The 14,067-nt window shown below is 35.7% G+C and carries 14 protein-coding genes; 5 read left to right on the forward strand and 9 right to left on the reverse strand.

The genetic code is table 11. From position 1 onward, the window contains the following. Positions 1-4: 4 nt before the first annotated feature. From ACFQ1K_RS06345 to ACFQ1K_RS06355, 3 genes are read right to left on the reverse strand one after another with little or no spacing between them, the layout of a single operon-like run. Positions 5-2,302, reverse strand: coding sequence for a TonB-dependent receptor plug domain-containing protein (locus tag ACFQ1K_RS06345; protein ID WP_320555888.1), 2,298 nt, complete (start codon positions 2,300-2,302; stop codon positions 5-7). Continuing rightward, positions 2,295-3,188, reverse strand: coding sequence for a FecR family protein (locus tag ACFQ1K_RS06350; protein WP_320555889.1), 894 nt, complete (start codon positions 3,186-3,188; stop codon positions 2,295-2,297). The genes ACFQ1K_RS06345 and ACFQ1K_RS06350 overlap by 8 nt, the downstream gene beginning before the upstream one ends. A 56-nt stretch (positions 3,189-3,244) precedes the next feature. Further along, positions 3,245-3,760, reverse strand: coding sequence for an RNA polymerase sigma factor (locus ACFQ1K_RS06355; RefSeq protein WP_320555890.1), 516 nt, complete (start codon positions 3,758-3,760; stop codon positions 3,245-3,247). A 97-nt stretch (positions 3,761-3,857) separates the two neighbouring features. On the opposite strand from ACFQ1K_RS06355, the gene ACFQ1K_RS06360 reads away from it, so the two are divergent. From ACFQ1K_RS06360 to ACFQ1K_RS06370, 3 genes are all read left to right on the forward strand, one after another. Further along, on the forward strand, positions 3,858-5,828 hold the full coding sequence (locus ACFQ1K_RS06360; RefSeq protein ID WP_320555891.1) for a hypothetical protein: 1,971 nt from the start codon (positions 3,858-3,860) through the stop codon (positions 5,826-5,828). 206 nt (positions 5,829-6,034) lie between these two features. Continuing rightward, positions 6,035-7,366 carry a signal recognition particle protein gene (gene ffh / locus ACFQ1K_RS06365; RefSeq protein ID WP_320555892.1) on the forward strand — a complete coding sequence of 444 codons (1,332 nt, stop codon included), beginning with the start codon at positions 6,035-6,037 and terminating at the stop codon, positions 7,364-7,366. Between the two features lie 22 nt (positions 7,367-7,388). After that, positions 7,389-8,273, forward strand: a complete 885-nt coding sequence (locus ACFQ1K_RS06370) for a bifunctional 5,10-methylenetetrahydrofolate dehydrogenase/5,10-methenyltetrahydrofolate cyclohydrolase (protein WP_320555893.1) — start codon at positions 7,389-7,391, stop codon at positions 8,271-8,273. Positions 8,274-8,285: 12 nt separating this feature from the next. Here the strand turns inward: ACFQ1K_RS06370 and ACFQ1K_RS06375 are convergent, their stop codons facing one another. Genes ACFQ1K_RS06375 through ACFQ1K_RS06400 form a run of 6 tightly spaced genes read right to left on the reverse strand, consistent with a single transcriptional unit; the run spans position 8,286 to position 12,831 of the window. Continuing rightward, on the reverse strand, positions 8,286-8,705 hold the full coding sequence (locus tag ACFQ1K_RS06375; protein WP_320555894.1) for a VOC family protein: 420 nt from the start codon (positions 8,703-8,705) through the stop codon (positions 8,286-8,288). A gap of 8 nt (positions 8,706-8,713) precedes the next feature. Next, entirely contained in the window at positions 8,714-9,475 is a 762-nt protein-coding gene (rluF, locus tag ACFQ1K_RS06380) for a 23S rRNA pseudouridine(2604) synthase RluF (protein ID WP_320555895.1), read from the reverse strand. A 21-nt stretch (positions 9,476-9,496) separates the two neighbouring features. Further along, positions 9,497-10,327 carry an alpha/beta hydrolase gene (locus tag ACFQ1K_RS06385; RefSeq protein WP_320555896.1) on the reverse strand — a complete coding sequence of 277 codons (831 nt, stop codon included), beginning with the start codon at positions 10,325-10,327 and terminating at the stop codon, positions 9,497-9,499. A gap of 1 nt (position 10,328) precedes the next feature. Next, the gene (locus ACFQ1K_RS06390; RefSeq protein WP_320555897.1) at positions 10,329-10,697 is read right to left on the reverse strand and encodes a cupin domain-containing protein; all 369 of its coding nucleotides are present in this window, start codon (positions 10,695-10,697) and stop codon (positions 10,329-10,331) included. Positions 10,698-10,716: 19 nt separating this feature from the next. Continuing rightward, positions 10,717-11,274 carry a hypothetical protein gene (locus ACFQ1K_RS06395; protein WP_320555898.1) on the reverse strand — a complete coding sequence of 186 codons (558 nt, stop codon included), beginning with the start codon at positions 11,272-11,274 and terminating at the stop codon, positions 10,717-10,719. A gap of 18 nt (positions 11,275-11,292) precedes the next feature. Further along, positions 11,293-12,831, reverse strand: a complete 1,539-nt coding sequence (locus tag ACFQ1K_RS06400; protein ID WP_320555899.1) for a helicase HerA-like domain-containing protein — start codon at positions 12,829-12,831, stop codon at positions 11,293-11,295. Positions 12,832-12,886: 55 nt separating this feature from the next. On the opposite strand from ACFQ1K_RS06400, the gene ACFQ1K_RS06405 reads away from it, so the two are divergent. Together ACFQ1K_RS06405 and ACFQ1K_RS06410 are read left to right on the forward strand one after the other, a co-directional pair. After that, positions 12,887-13,336: a Rid family detoxifying hydrolase gene (locus ACFQ1K_RS06405; protein WP_320555900.1), complete on the forward strand. Its 450-nt coding sequence runs from the start codon at positions 12,887-12,889 to the stop codon at positions 13,334-13,336. A 53-nt stretch (positions 13,337-13,389) separates the two neighbouring features. Beyond that, positions 13,390-14,022: a 7-carboxy-7-deazaguanine synthase QueE gene (locus ACFQ1K_RS06410; RefSeq protein WP_320555901.1), complete on the forward strand. Its 633-nt coding sequence runs from the start codon at positions 13,390-13,392 to the stop codon at positions 14,020-14,022. Positions 14,023-14,067 lie beyond the last annotated feature (45 nt).

Below are 14,067 nucleotides of genomic sequence, written 5' to 3' on the forward strand. Positions count from 1 at the left end.
GCTGCTAAAAATTGACTCTAAAACTTAAATTTGGCGTAAATCTTAAAGACTGGTTGTCTATTTCTATAATATTACTTTCTGTGTCTAGTGTGTAGTAACGATTTATGATATTGTCGTTATTAAACATATTCCAAACGGAAGCACCTAGCTCAGCCTTGATGACTCTGGAAAGTTGAAACTTATAAATGGCCGATAAATCGACTCTAAAATAATCTGGCAATCTTGAGCTGTTGGGATTATGATATTCGATGACCGAGTTATTGGTATTCTGCATGTCTAAAGGCTTAGTGTAGGCTCGACCTGAATGCCAATTTAGCCCTATGCCTAGTTTTAAATTTTTTAAACTATAGGTGAGCGAGGCATTGGCAACATGGGTTAAATCTACCGTATTAGGAAAAGTATTCCCTTCATTTATGGTGTCAAATTTATAGTCGTTATTGCTTAAGGTATAGCTCAACCATGTACTAAAATTATCAAAGCGTTTATTAATAAGAAAATCTAGCCCAGTAATGGTATAAGCACCGATATCGTTTATAAATTGAAACTGATTCTGAAATCCTTGACTTTGGGCAGTTATACCTTCTACATTTTTATAATATCCTTCAAGAGAGACCAATAAATTATTTTGGTTATAACTTAATCCAAGTGATATTTGCTGACTTTTTACAAGAGGAACATCATCTAAGTTAGACAATTGCCATCGACGCTTTTCTATACCAAAAAAATCTTGCTGTAAATCTATAACCTGTGAAATAGACTGGCTCTTTAATTCACCTAAAATCTCCAGTCGCAGTTGGTCAGATAGTTTTTGGTTAAAAGCAAACCGCGGTTCAAGTATCAATTCTTTGAGCTTCTCAAAATAGCTAATACGCGCACCTAAACGTATGTATGTGTTGCGAGATTTTGAGTAGCGTTCTGTTTCGCCAAAAAATGCATGAGTTCTTATAATCTCTTTTACGAAACGTGTAAAGTTTGGATTAGATACATCTTCAAAATTGGTAACGCCTACCTCATTAAACTGATAACCTCCTCTAACTTCAGTATTGTTATCAATAGTTTTTTTAATGTCTAAGCGTAAACCATAATCGTCAACCCTATTTTCTTGTTTCAGCAGTTGGTTATTGGTGATATCATTGTTTTGTGCGTCGAGGTTGTAATTGGAATAATAAAGTTGTGCTTTGGCCGAAACCTTGTTTTTAAAAACTTTTGAGTAGCTAGCGCTAACACCATAACTGATTTGATTGAGTGCACTTCTTGTTTCCTGAAAATCGTTGTTGGAATTAACAAAAGTCTGGTTGTAATCCAAATTATTGTAAATATTCAAAAGGTTAATTCTCAATTTCGAAGAGTCATCAATATCATATAAAAATTTGGCATTCAAATCATAAAACAGAAAACGCTCATCAAGCGCAAGTAAGGTATTGACGTCATTGGTGGCGTTGAGCTCTGAGTCGTTAAAGATTCTATCAAAATAAGCATCATAGGTTTTTGATACCAAAACATCGGTAAAAGAGCGTCTAGCTGATAATTGCAATTCAGTTTTCTCGCTTAAAGGTACTTTTGCAAAACCATCAACGTTTAGAAGGTTAGCTCCTAATCCCAATTTCAACTTGTTATCAATGTCGTCGGAATTTTTAATATTGATAGTGCTTGAGACACCATTACCATAAAGTGCACTCGTGCCGTTTTTAGAAATGCGTATATCTCCTGAGAGGTAGGGATTAAATGCTGAAATTAATCCAAAAAAATGTCCGGATTGATACATGCGTATCCCTTCAAAAAGAATGAGGTTTTGGTCGTTGGTACCTCCTCTAACATTAATGTTGGAAATGCGTTCGTCCACACTCACGATTCCTGGTAAATTTTGCACGATTTGCAAAACATCAGGTTCAATTAAACCTGGTAAAATGTCAAACGCATTAGCATCTATAGTTATCGTTCCGTTGTTGGTTTTAGAAATTCCTTTAGATAAGAAATTGTTAACCACAACTTCCTCGAGTCTGTGTATGGTTTCGTTATTGGGTGAAATTGCAATGAAACGCCTACTCAAAACTTCAAAATTGAGCGCGGTAGTTGCTCTCAGTTTGTCAAGTGCTTCCGCTAAGGAAAATTCTGGATTTAAAGGGCTTAATTCAATATTAAGTATGGTTTTAGTTTCAAACGAGAACTTAATATCGTATCGTTTTTCCAATACCTCTAGAATTTGAACGAGTTGTTGTGGTTTCTCTTTTTGGGAATAGCCCAAATGGGAGAGAAAAAGAATTAGAAAAAGTAAAACAACACGTTGTAATAGTTTATTCACGCTTTAGTACAATAGACGTTCCAGACTTACTATAGCTTAAATTTAGTGGTATTGTAATAGACTGCAATGCCAAATCCAAATTTTTGTGGTTAAAACCACCTGTATATAAGCGTGTAGCGTCTTTATGATTTACTTTTATAGATATGTTATAATAATTTTCTAGCTCAGCAATAACATATTTTAAAGGGGTGTTTTTAAAGGTACTTTCACCACGCAACCAATTTGGTTGCGCAGTGATTTCTTTTTCATCTGCAAAAAATTTCCCATCAATTATTTTGAATACTTTTCCAGGTTTTAGCTCAGTAAAATGATCTTCGGTTTTTACACCAACTAGACCTTCGTAACATTTCACTTCAAAATAATTATCACGTTGCTTTACATTAAATTGAGTACCTAAAACACTGATTACTCCATCGTTAGTGACTACATCAAATTTTTCACCTTTTGCAACTTTAAAAAAGGCCTCACCATTCAGTTTTACTTCACGTTTGTTCTCCCAATGACTTTTGTTAAATACCAAGGTGGATTTCGCATTAAGAATTACTTCCGAAGCATCTGGCAGCTCTAAAGTTGTTTTGGTTGCGATTTCAGTTCTAAACGTAGTATCTAAGGTCGTAGTGTAATAATAAACACTAAAACATAAAGCTAGTATGGCCGCAATTTTAAGAATTGGTTTGTACCAAGATTGTGAAGAACGTTTTGTTTTTAATTTCTCATTTAGAATCTCGTAATTTTTATCCACAGAGAATTCAGGTGACTTAAAAGATTGTAATGCACCGTCTAGTTGCACTAAATCTTTATAGTCCTCCAATTGCTCAAAAGCTTTTTGTTCTTCGGAGTTTAGGTTATGGTCTAACCACTTTCGTATGAGTTCTTCTCTATTCATAATTGCATTTCAGTAATAGAACAGTTAAGTTCTAAAAAATCCTACCCTAATGGTTTTTATAATTCATCAATATCTTTTCGCAGTTTTGATAAAGCACCATAAATTCGTTTTTCTACAGCTTTGACAGAAATATCCAAGATGGCCGCAATCTCTTTAAATTTTTTGCCTTCAACTCGATTCATTAAAAAAGCAACACGTTGCGCCTCGGTTAATTTTGAAATTGCCTTTTGTAGTTTTTCTTGATACTCTTTCTCTTGCAAAACAAACTCTGGAGATTCATTGGTCGATTTTTTTTGAGGTAATTTATTATATTTTAAAACCACTTTACGATGTGCCACGGCATTGAGCATAAGGTTATTGGCTGTTGTGAATAAAAAGCTTTTAGCCTTTTCAGGTGAAACCTTCTTACAGTTTTGCCATAGTTTTATGAAAGCCTCTTGAACTTGGTCTCTAGGATTTAAGTGGTCACCAAACTTGTAATACAAAAAATCATGAAGGTTCTTTGAGTGTTTTTTGTACAAACGCTCAAACAACTGTTCCTCGCATATATTTTCCTGTATAGGTTGTTTCATGATTTTGGGCTACAAATTATAAATAAATTTTTATTGCAAGGGTAGGAGATTCAAAACTGTACTTGTTATATAATAAAATCGCATAGTTCTGAATGTTATGAAAATCAATGTCAACCATCTATTAGTTTACACCTTTTTTGCCCTTATATTTTTTACTGCTTGTCAGGATGAAACAACTGAAATTAACAATCCCGAAGAACAGGAAATGATTGTAGCTGATTCACAATTGGCCAGATCTATGGGCAATGTAACGGCGAATTATGGTGAGTACGATAATTTTTTAGACGAATCCAGCTGTTTTTCTTTAGAATTACCTGTAACGATTATTTTAGGCGATATAACCATTGTCATAGAAACTTTAGATGATTTGGATGAGGTTGAAGATTTATTTTCTCAATATGAAAATGAGGAGGATTTCTTTGATTTTGTTTTTCCATTGACCATCATTTTTAATGATTACACTGAAGTGATTATTGAAAATGAAGAGCAATTAGAGACCTTTATTTCAAATTGTGAAATTGAAGAAGATGAGGTTATAGAATGTGTGGATTTTGTATATCCGATTTCGTTTTCGGTGTTTAATGCGAATTTTAACATCATTGATACAGTTATCATAGAAAGTGATGAAGCACTCTACAATTTTCTCGAAGAGCTATCAGATGACGATAATGCCTTAGTAGTAAGTCTTAATTATCCGGTAACTTTAGTTTATGCCAATGGTGAAACGGTGGAGGTAAATTCAAACCAAGAACTTTCAGATGCCATTGAAGCTGCCGAAATGGATTGCGAAGACAATATTGAGGAATGTGACATTAGCTTACAAGAACTTGAAAATATATTGTTAGAGTGTGGTTTTGATGCAGAGTTTTACAGTGCTAACAGCAATTTAACCAATACGCTTCAACTGCAGTTTAATACATCAGGTACAGTAACAGCCACAGGTGACCCAACAGTTGTTGAAACTGGCGAATGGGATATTATAGAAACAGAGTTAGGTTATAAACTTGTTATTGAAGGGTTTGAAACATTTGGAGTTGCTAATGGACTTTGGCTATTGACGGATTGTGAAGGTAACGGATTGGATTTTACGAAAGAGACTAATGAAGGGTTAGTAACAATGCGTTTAGAATTGAATTGTGACATAGGTGAAGATGTATTTAATTGTTTTGGTGATTTTGAGATTGAGGAATGTCTAGGGCCTAACAATGAAGCAGAGTTTAATCTTGGTGCAAGTACTATTGGCTTGGTAGACTGTCCATTTTCTTTCTTTGCATCTTTCCATGTCACGGAAGCAGATGCGCAAGCTAACCTTAATGCTATAGCAGATACAGAATCGTATTGGTCATCAACAAGTCAGGTATATTTAAGAATAGAATCTGAAACCGGAAATTATGAGATTTTCACCATTTATCTTATAGCCCAAGAGTGCAATAATGTCCTGGGTTGCTTGCAAACAACAGATATTGTTTTGTGCGATGAGAATAATGATGGCATTGAGAATTTCAATCTTTATGAAGGTTTGTATGAAGTGGAAAATTGTGTAGTAACTGATCCAGTAAACGTAAGCTACCATGAGACGTTAGCGGATGCAGAGAATGCTACAAACCCATTGCCAGAAGTGACATCTTACAGCAATGTAACCAACCCTCAAACGGTTTATGTAAGAATAGAAGTGGTCGCAAATCCAAATATTTTTCAAGTTTTAGAAATGGGTCTTTTCCTAGAGGATTGTAACCCATCAGGTTGCACGGAAGAAGATGTTGACAATTTTTTAGTAACATGTATCTGGAATGCTGTTAATTTTAATGGTAGCGACAATTTAATGAACTGGAATTTTGATTTCGAACCCAATAGCCAAACCGTAGTAATTTATAATAACGAATCTACAATTGATGCTACATGGACCACATCACAATCAGAAGAAGGAGTTATGGTCACTTTTACTAATGTAGCCGGTCCTAATATACAGGCTATCACAGGTGAATGGCTCGTTGTAGAGTGTGAAGAAAACCGATTACAATTAATTAGGGATAATGATTTTTTAGTCTTAGAAAGAACATGTGAATAATATTAAACGAACCGCTAGGTTAGTAATTTTAGTAAGTTTAAGTTGATGAAAGGAGTTGCCAACCGCTTGGCAGCTCTTTTCTTTTTTAACATATAGTCATTTAGAAACTTCTGTCTTTCAGAAAATCAAGTCGTAAATCTGAATTTCTAATTCGTATATCACTCATAAATTCTTAAATTTGCAACTTCAAAAAAGAGATAAAGATTATGTTCAATAATTTAAGTGATAAGTTAGATAAAGCGTTACATGTCTTAAAAGGTCATGGTAGTATTACTGAGGTCAATGTAGCTGAGACTTTAAAAGAAGTAAGACGTGCGCTTTTAGATGCCGATGTTAACTTTAAAATAGCCAAAGAATTTACCAATAAAGTAAAGGAGAAAGCACTAGGTCAAAATGTATTGACAACACTTCAGCCTGGGCAGTTAATGGTTAAAATCGTTAAGGACGAGCTAACCGAACTTATGGGTGGTGATGCAGAAGGGATAAACCTATCTGGTAATCCTAGTGTGATTTTAATGTCAGGTCTACAGGGATCTGGTAAAACCACCTTTTCTGGTAAGCTGGCTAACTATTTAAAAAATAAGAAAACCAAAAAACCACTTTTAGTTGCCTGTGACGTTTACCGTCCAGCAGCGATAGATCAGCTTCACGTGGTTGGAGACCAAATCAACGTGGAGGTTTATAGTGATAAAGGCAACAATGACCCTGTCGCTATTGCACAGGCAGGTATTGCTCATGCAAAGGCTAATGGTCATAATGTGGTGATTATAGATACCGCTGGTCGTTTGGCTGTGGATGAAGCCATGATGACCGAAATATCAAACATTCATAAAGCTATTCAACCTCAGGAAACCTTATTTGTGGTAGACTCTATGACTGGTCAGGATGCGGTAAATACAGCAAAGGCATTTAATGATATTTTAAATTTTGACGGTGTCATTCTTACAAAACTAGATGGAGATACACGAGGTGGTGCTGCAATATCCATCAAGTCTGTTGTAAACAAACCGATTAAATTTATTGGTACTGGTGAGAAAATGGAGGCCATCGACGTTTTCTATCCATCACGTATGGCAGATCGTATTCTTGGGATGGGAGACGTTGTTTCTCTTGTAGAGCGTGCCCAAGAACAATTTGATGAAGAGGAAGCTCGAAAACTTCAGAAGAAGATTGCTAAAAACCAGTTTGGGTTTGATGATTTCTTAAAGCAGATTCAGCAAATTAAAAAGATGGGTAATATGAAGGATTTACTTGGTATGATACCTGGGGCTGGTAAAATGATGAAAGGTATTGATATAGATGATGATGCCTTCAAAGGTATTGAAGCAATTATTCATTCTATGACACCAGGTGAGCGTAGCAATCCTTCTGTGATTAACGCTAGTCGTAAAAAAAGAATAGCAAAGGGTTCTGGTACATCCGTACAAGAAGTTAATCAACTTTTAAAACAATTTACTCAAATGAGTAAAATGATGAAAATGATGCAAGGTGGCGGAGGCAAACGCATGATGCAGATGATGAAAAATATGCCACGATAATATAAATTTTAAAACCAACACCATGACAATTCTAGACGGAAGAAAAACAAGCAAGGACATAAAGGATGAAATAAAGGCCGAAGTTGATAAAATGAAGGCTAATGGTGAAAAAGTGCCTCACCTTGCAGCCGTTATTGTTGGTAATGATGGTGCCAGTTTAACCTATGTTGGTAGTAAAGTAAGAGCTTGTGAGCGCGTAGGATTTCAATCGACCATGGTGCGTTTATCCAGTACAACAAGTGAAATTGAACTATTGGATAAAATTGAAGAACTTAACAATAACAATGATATCGATGGTTTCATTATTCAGTTGCCATTACCACGTCAAATCAATACCCAAAAAGTATTAATGGCTGTAGACCCTAATAAGGATGTGGATGGCTTTCATCCAACAAATTTTGGGAAAATGGCTTTGGATATGTCTACGTTTATTCCTGCAACACCTTTTGGTATTTTAGAATTATTGGAGCGATATAATGTAGAAACAGATGGTAAACATACCGTTATCATTGGTCGCTCGCATATTGTGGGTCGTCCTATGAGTATACTGATGGGCCGTAAGGGATTTCCAGGTAACTCTACCGTAACCTTAACACATAGCCATACTAAGAATATAACTCAAATAACATCTCAAGCTGATATTATTATCTCTGCACTGGGTATTCCTAATTTCTTAAAGGCCGAAATGGTTAAAGATGATGCAGTTATTATTGATGTAGGTATCACTCGTGTACCAGACGATTCTGAGAAAGGATATCACATCACTGGAGATGTGGATTTTGAAAATGTGAGTAAAAAGGCAAGTTTCATAACTCCAGTTCCAGGTGGAGTAGGACCTATGACCATTGCAATGCTACTTAAGAATACACTTTTAGCAAGAGAGCAGCATAGAAAACTTAGAGGTTAATAGAGAGTAGTCCTATTTAGCAAACAGCTGACTCATATCCTTAAAGGCTTTAAATTCTAAAGCATTACCTGAAGGGTCTTTAAAAAACATTGTAGCTTGTTCACCAACTTGACCCTCAAAACGTATGTAGGGCTCTATGATGAATTTAATGTTTTTGCTTTTCAGTAAAGATGCAAAGCTCTGAAAATCTTCCCAAGGTAAAACCACACCAAAATGAGGTACGGGCACATCCTTACCATCAACTAGGTTGGTATGAGTATCTTCTTCGCTTTTAGGCTTGTAATGAATAACCAACTGATGTCCAAAAAAATTATAATCTACCCAGTGGTCACTGCTTCTTCCTTCTTCAAAATTTAAAATAGTTGTGTAAAAAATTCTGCATTCCGTAAGATTATGAACGGGAATTGCTAAGTGAAAAGGAGATAATGGCATGGTCTGTATTATTTTTTACGGGTTCTACGTTGCTTGGGTTGAAATGTTTTTTTTGAGTCGCTGATTAATTCGCTAAGCGTTTTAAACTCTTCTTCGGTCAATTCTCGGTATGATCCTAAAGGCATGTCGAGTTTAATATTCATTATTCTTATACGCTGTAAGGTCTGAACTTCGTAGTTTAAATACTCACACATTCTACGAATTTGCCGGTTTAAGCCTTGTGTTAATATAATGCTGAAGGTGTACTTGTCTATTTTTTTAACTACGCATTTTTTAGTACGCTGTTTTAGTTCTTCGATATAGATACCACCAGCCATACGCTGAATAAACGTTTGTGAAATTGGTTTATCTACAGTTACAATATATTCTTTCTCATGATTGTTGCTGGCACGTAAAATTTTATTAACGATATCACCATCATCTGTAAGTAAAATCAAGCCTTCACTTGGTTTGTCTAAACGACCTATTGGAAAAATGCGTTTTGGGTAATTGATGTAGTCTATGATATTATCTTTTTCAACACGAGTATCTGTGGTACAAACAATACCAACTGGTTTATTAAAGGCCAAATAAACGAAGTCTTGTTTTCGCTCACCAATAACTTCGCCATCTACTTTTACCACATCCTCAGGTGCAACTTTAGTGCCCATTTCAGGAACGGCATCATTTATGGTTACTCTACCAGCATCAATTAAGCGATCGGCTTCCCGACGTGAGCAGTAACCAGCTTCGCTGAGGTATTTATTTAATCTTGTGAGATTATCAGACATATTACAAAATTACAACAAAGGTCAACTATTATTAATAAACTCAATAATCTTTGGTGTTAAAGACTTGTCCTTTAACCCATGTCCAAATCCTTGAGTCTCTATTAGTTTGGAATTTTGATAACGATTAGCAAATAACAAGGCATCTTCAAACGGAATAATTTTATCTTTTTTGTCATGAATAATCAAACCTTTGGCCTCGATGGATTTAGTAAAATTCGCTGCCGAAAAATAATCTACAGGTTTACCAAAGCGTTCATAAACAATAGTATCTAGGCCTTTTGAAATTCGTTCATTATAGCCCATCATGGATTTGTACCTTGAGAAAACTCCAGTGAAATGCGCAGGTGCTCCCAATAATACTAACTTTTTAACAGAAGGTAAATGGTATTTGTGCATAAAAAATACAGTGGCCATACCACCTACGGAATGCCCAATAACGACTTCTGGTAGGTGTTTTTCTGCAACTATATTAATAAATTCTGAATATAGTATAGCATTAAATTGTCTTCCGTCCGAGTGACCATGTGCAGGTGCATCTAATGCTATAATGTTGTAATCTTGAGCTTTTAAAGTGTTGAGGATATAGCTCCAACGAGAAGCATTGCTTTCCCATCCATGGGCTAATAATACAGTCTTACCGCTTCCAGCCCAACGGTAGGTGGCAATGTTATGGCCATGATAAGAAAGGAGTTCAAATTCAGCAGAATCCACTATTTTTTTCTGATCTTCAGTATATCGACCTTTGCGAGGTGAAGCGAACAAATGCAATGCTTTTTTTGACGCATATTTTGAAGAAATTAAGCTTGTGGCATTTAATGCGTTTCCAATAGATTTTATAACAAAACTACTCATGTTATTTATTTTCTCTGTTTACAGCTTCCATAGAAAATGCGGGGAGACAAATGGCGATATATTCACAAGGCTCGTTGAACGGATTAGAGTATTGCAGTCTTGTGTTTTTTTCAACTTTAATAGATTGTCCTGCCTCTAAAATAATGGTTTCATCTTCAATTATGAATTGTTTTTTACCTTTAATGATAAAGGTGTATTCATCAAATTCAGGTGTCTGAAAGGGTTCGCTCCATCCTGGAGGCGCAACCATGTGGGCGATACTTATTTCCGAGTTACCATCTGATGCATTACCAAAATGTTCTTTAATGACTTTGCCATCATCTGTCGGTACAACAAATGGTGCGTTTTGGATAGTATATTTCTTTTTCATTTACTGTTTTAGTTGTGCTTTACCAATGAATCATAAAATATTTAATCTTTGCCTTCTCTGGTATTTGTATGGGATCTATGGTGGCTTCCATATCAAACCTTAAACTGCTTGGTAATTCTTTCTTGTCAATGGTAAATGAGGCATTTATTTCATTAACCGAAACAACGACTGTATTGATGAGATTATCAATTTTTGAAATTTTATAGTTGTCCTTAATGTCCTTAAAGGTACTTAGTAAAGAAACATTTTTTTCCGTTTTGTAACGTTCATCATTAATACGTACACTAGAGATTACTGAAGTAGAGTCCAAAGCTTCTTTTGGTGATAGGTCTAAAAGTTTTTTGCCACTTTTATCAAATATTTCAATGATATTGACCGAGCCCGTAAATTCATCACCTGCAACATATCTCACAACGGAATCATTGCTAAAAACGGCATCTAATTCTTTTACGGTGGTAGAATCGGTAAGTAATCCAATATGGTGCTTTTTAATTAAAAACGGGTCTGTTGGTTTTTCTTTTGAGCAACTCGTTATGAGCATAATTACAATTAAAATTGTAAAGATCGTGTTTTTCATATCTATGATTTAGGGGTATTATTTAAGCATTTTAGTTAGTATTCCCAACACACTTCTAATGACCGTTGGACTTGAGAGTACTTTAACTATTGGGTTTTGTCTACTGCTGCGACTTCTGCTAGAACTTGTTTTTCTGCTACTTTCTGCTTTTTTCAAAGCGGCCTTCTCTTCTTCGGCTTTTCTTTTGGCTTCTTCTGCTTCAGCTTGTTTTATTTTTTCATTTAGCATTTCGTATGCACTATCCCTGTCAATTTCGTTATTGTATTTTTTTGCGAGTTGAGATTGTGCCAATAGTTGTCCAAGTTCGCTTTCGGTTAAAATGTCCATTCTGCTCATAGGGGCACGCATCATGGTCGCAGCCAATGGGGTTGGCTTTCCTTTTTCGTCCAAAGCAGACACTAAGGCCTCACCAATACCTAAAGATGTTAGTACTTCGGCCGTGTCATAATATTCGGTATCTGGATAGTTTTGAGCCGTTAGTTTGATGGCTTTTCTATCCTTGGCAGTAAATGCCCTTAAGGCATGCTGTACTTTTAAACCAAGTTGCCCAAGAACAGCCTCAGGGACATCGGTTGGGTTTTGAGTAACAAAATAAAGGCCTACACCTTTACTTCTAATAAGTTTAACAATACTTTCAATTTGATTTAAAAGCGCATCTGAAGCTTCATTAAAAATTAAATGGGCTTCATCTATAAACATGATGAGTTCTGGTCTTCCACTATCTCCTTGTTCTGGGAAGGTTGAGTAAATTTCAGCCAACAAGCTTAACATAAACGTTGAAAATAGTTTTGGCTTGTCTTGAATATCCGTAAGTCTTATGATATTAATATAACCTCGGCCATTTTCGTCTATTCTTAATAAATCTTGAGTGTCAAATGAAGTTTCACCGAAGAACAAATCACCACCTTGTTGCTCAATCTCTATTATTTTTCTTAAAATTGCGCCTGTTGAGGCCGTAGAAATTCTACCGTAGGCTTCTTCGAACTCCTCTTTGCCTTCATTTGTGGCATATTGTAAAATTTTCTTGAAATCCTTTAAGTCTAATAGTGGAAGTTTGTGATCGTCACAATATTTAAAAATGACGGAAATGATACCAGCTTGTGTTTCTGTAACACCTAAAATTCTTGAGATGAGAACAGGTCCAAACTCGCTAATTGTTGCTCGAAGTCGGACACCATCTTGCTCAGATAAGGTTAGTATTTCAACAGGGAATGATTTTGGCTCAAATGGTAGTCCTATTTTTTCGTGGCGTTCGTCAATTTTAGGATGCCCCGGACTTGGTTTTGCCAATCCACTTAAGTCACCTTTAATGTCCATAAGTAAAACAGGTACACCTTTTTCAGAAAGGTTTTCTGCCAAGACTTGTAAGGTTTTTGTTTTTCCTGTTCCTGTTGCACCAGCAATCAATCCGTGGCGATTCATAGTTTTTAAAGGCACATTTACAAAGGCATTGGTTTTGGTTTCACCTTCTAGCATTGCCGCTCCTAGCGTTATAAAATCACCTTTAAATGTATTGCCGTCCGTAATGTCTTTTATGAATTTGTCAGTAGCACTCATCAATCAAAAAGTTTGCATAAAAATACTGTAATTTTATACAAGTTTAAAACAAGATATGATGAGACTTTTATTTATACTTATATGCTTTTGGGTTTTTATTGGTTTTCAGTCCTGCGCCGAAGGAACATCGAAAATTACATTTCATAAATCACACGAGCCAAATCGTGCTAATGTGCCTTTTAGTGATGCTGTTGAAACTAAAGATTTATTGTTTCTCACAGGACAGATTGGAAAAAATCACGAGAAAGGCGAATTAGTATCAGGTGGTATAGGGGCCGAAACCATGCAGGTTATTGAAAATATTAAGGACGTTTTGGAGTACCACAATCTTTCTTTGCACAACGTGGTTAAGTGTACAGTCATTTTGAAGGATATCAATGATTTTGAAGCTTTTAATTCAGTTTATACTACTTATTTTACCAATAAACCAGCGCGCACAACTTTTGCTGCATCAGGATTGGCAGGAGGTGCAAGTATTGAGATTGATGTTATTGCTGCCAAATAGCTTTAATGTTTCTAGCTTCGTACTTCTAACTTTTAAAACTATCTTTGCGCACTATGACGAGAAGAGAACGACAAGAATTGATAGACAAAGGTCTATTGTTACCTTTAATGGAAGAGTTTTATACGATTCAGGGTGAAGGTTATCATAAAGGGACAGCAGCTTATTTTGTAAGAATTGGTGGTTGTGATGTGGGTTGTCATTGGTGCGATGTAAAGGAGAGCTGGCTGGCAGAATTGCATCCACCGACCGAGACCGTAAAGATTGTTGCCAACGCCATAAAATATAGTAAGACCATTGTAGTTACTGGCGGCGAACCATTAACTTGGGATATGGGACCATTAACAGAGCAATTGAAGGCCAAAGGTGTGCAAACACATATAGAAACTTCTGGAGCTTATAAACTAACAGGTGTCTGGGATTGGATTTGTTTATCCCCTAAAAAAGTAAAATTACCAACGGAAGAAATATATTTAAAGGCGCACGAGCTAAAATGTATTATTTATAATAAAGACGATTTTAGGTTTGCCGAAGAACAAGCTTCAAAGGTAAATAAGGATTGCATTTTATACTTGCAGCCTGAGTGGAGCAAGCGCGAAAAAATGATGCCACAGATTGTAGATTATGTTATGGCCAATCCTAAATGGAAAGTATCCTTGCAAACGCATAAATATTTGAATATTCCATAAGAAAAAACACCTTGAGACTTCAAGGTGTTTTTTGTTTGCTTTCTA

Origin of the sequence: Winogradskyella aquimaris, assembly GCF_042676105.1 — a bacterium.
Taxonomy (GTDB): domain Bacteria; phylum Bacteroidota; class Bacteroidia; order Flavobacteriales; family Flavobacteriaceae; genus Winogradskyella; species Winogradskyella aquimaris.

What these genes read in the sequence shown, in the direction of transcription:
- ACFQ1K_RS06350 (WP_320555889.1), bottom strand. Translation starts at nt 3,188, where the DNA reads ATGAATAGAGAAGAACTCATACGAAAGTGGTTAGACCATAACCTAAAC.
- ACFQ1K_RS06355 (WP_320555890.1), bottom strand. Translation starts at nt 3,760, where the DNA reads ATGAAACAACCTATACAGGAAAATATATGCGAGGAACAGTTGTTTGAG.
- ACFQ1K_RS06360 (WP_320555891.1), top strand. Translation starts at nt 3,858, where the DNA reads ATGAAAATCAATGTCAACCATCTATTAGTTTACACCTTTTTTGCCCTT.
- ffh (WP_320555892.1), top strand. Translation starts at nt 6,035, where the DNA reads ATGTTCAATAATTTAAGTGATAAGTTAGATAAAGCGTTACATGTCTTA.
- ACFQ1K_RS06370 (WP_320555893.1), top strand. Translation starts at nt 7,389, where the DNA reads ATGACAATTCTAGACGGAAGAAAAACAAGCAAGGACATAAAGGATGAA.
- ACFQ1K_RS06375 (WP_320555894.1), bottom strand. Translation starts at nt 8,705, where the DNA reads ATGCCATTATCTCCTTTTCACTTAGCAATTCCCGTTCATAATCTTACG.
- rluF (WP_320555895.1), bottom strand. Translation starts at nt 9,475, where the DNA reads ATGTCTGATAATCTCACAAGATTAAATAAATACCTCAGCGAAGCTGGT.
- ACFQ1K_RS06385 (WP_320555896.1), bottom strand. Translation starts at nt 10,327, where the DNA reads ATGAGTAGTTTTGTTATAAAATCTATTGGAAACGCATTAAATGCCACA.
- ACFQ1K_RS06390 (WP_320555897.1), bottom strand. Translation starts at nt 10,697, where the DNA reads ATGAAAAAGAAATATACTATCCAAAACGCACCATTTGTTGTACCGACA.
- ACFQ1K_RS06395 (WP_320555898.1), bottom strand. Translation starts at nt 11,274, where the DNA reads ATGAAAAACACGATCTTTACAATTTTAATTGTAATTATGCTCATAACG.
- ACFQ1K_RS06400 (WP_320555899.1), bottom strand. Translation starts at nt 12,831, where the DNA reads ATGAGTGCTACTGACAAATTCATAAAAGACATTACGGACGGCAATACA.
- ACFQ1K_RS06405 (WP_320555900.1), top strand. Translation starts at nt 12,887, where the DNA reads ATGATGAGACTTTTATTTATACTTATATGCTTTTGGGTTTTTATTGGT.
- ACFQ1K_RS06410 (WP_320555901.1), top strand. Translation starts at nt 13,390, where the DNA reads ATGACGAGAAGAGAACGACAAGAATTGATAGACAAAGGTCTATTGTTA.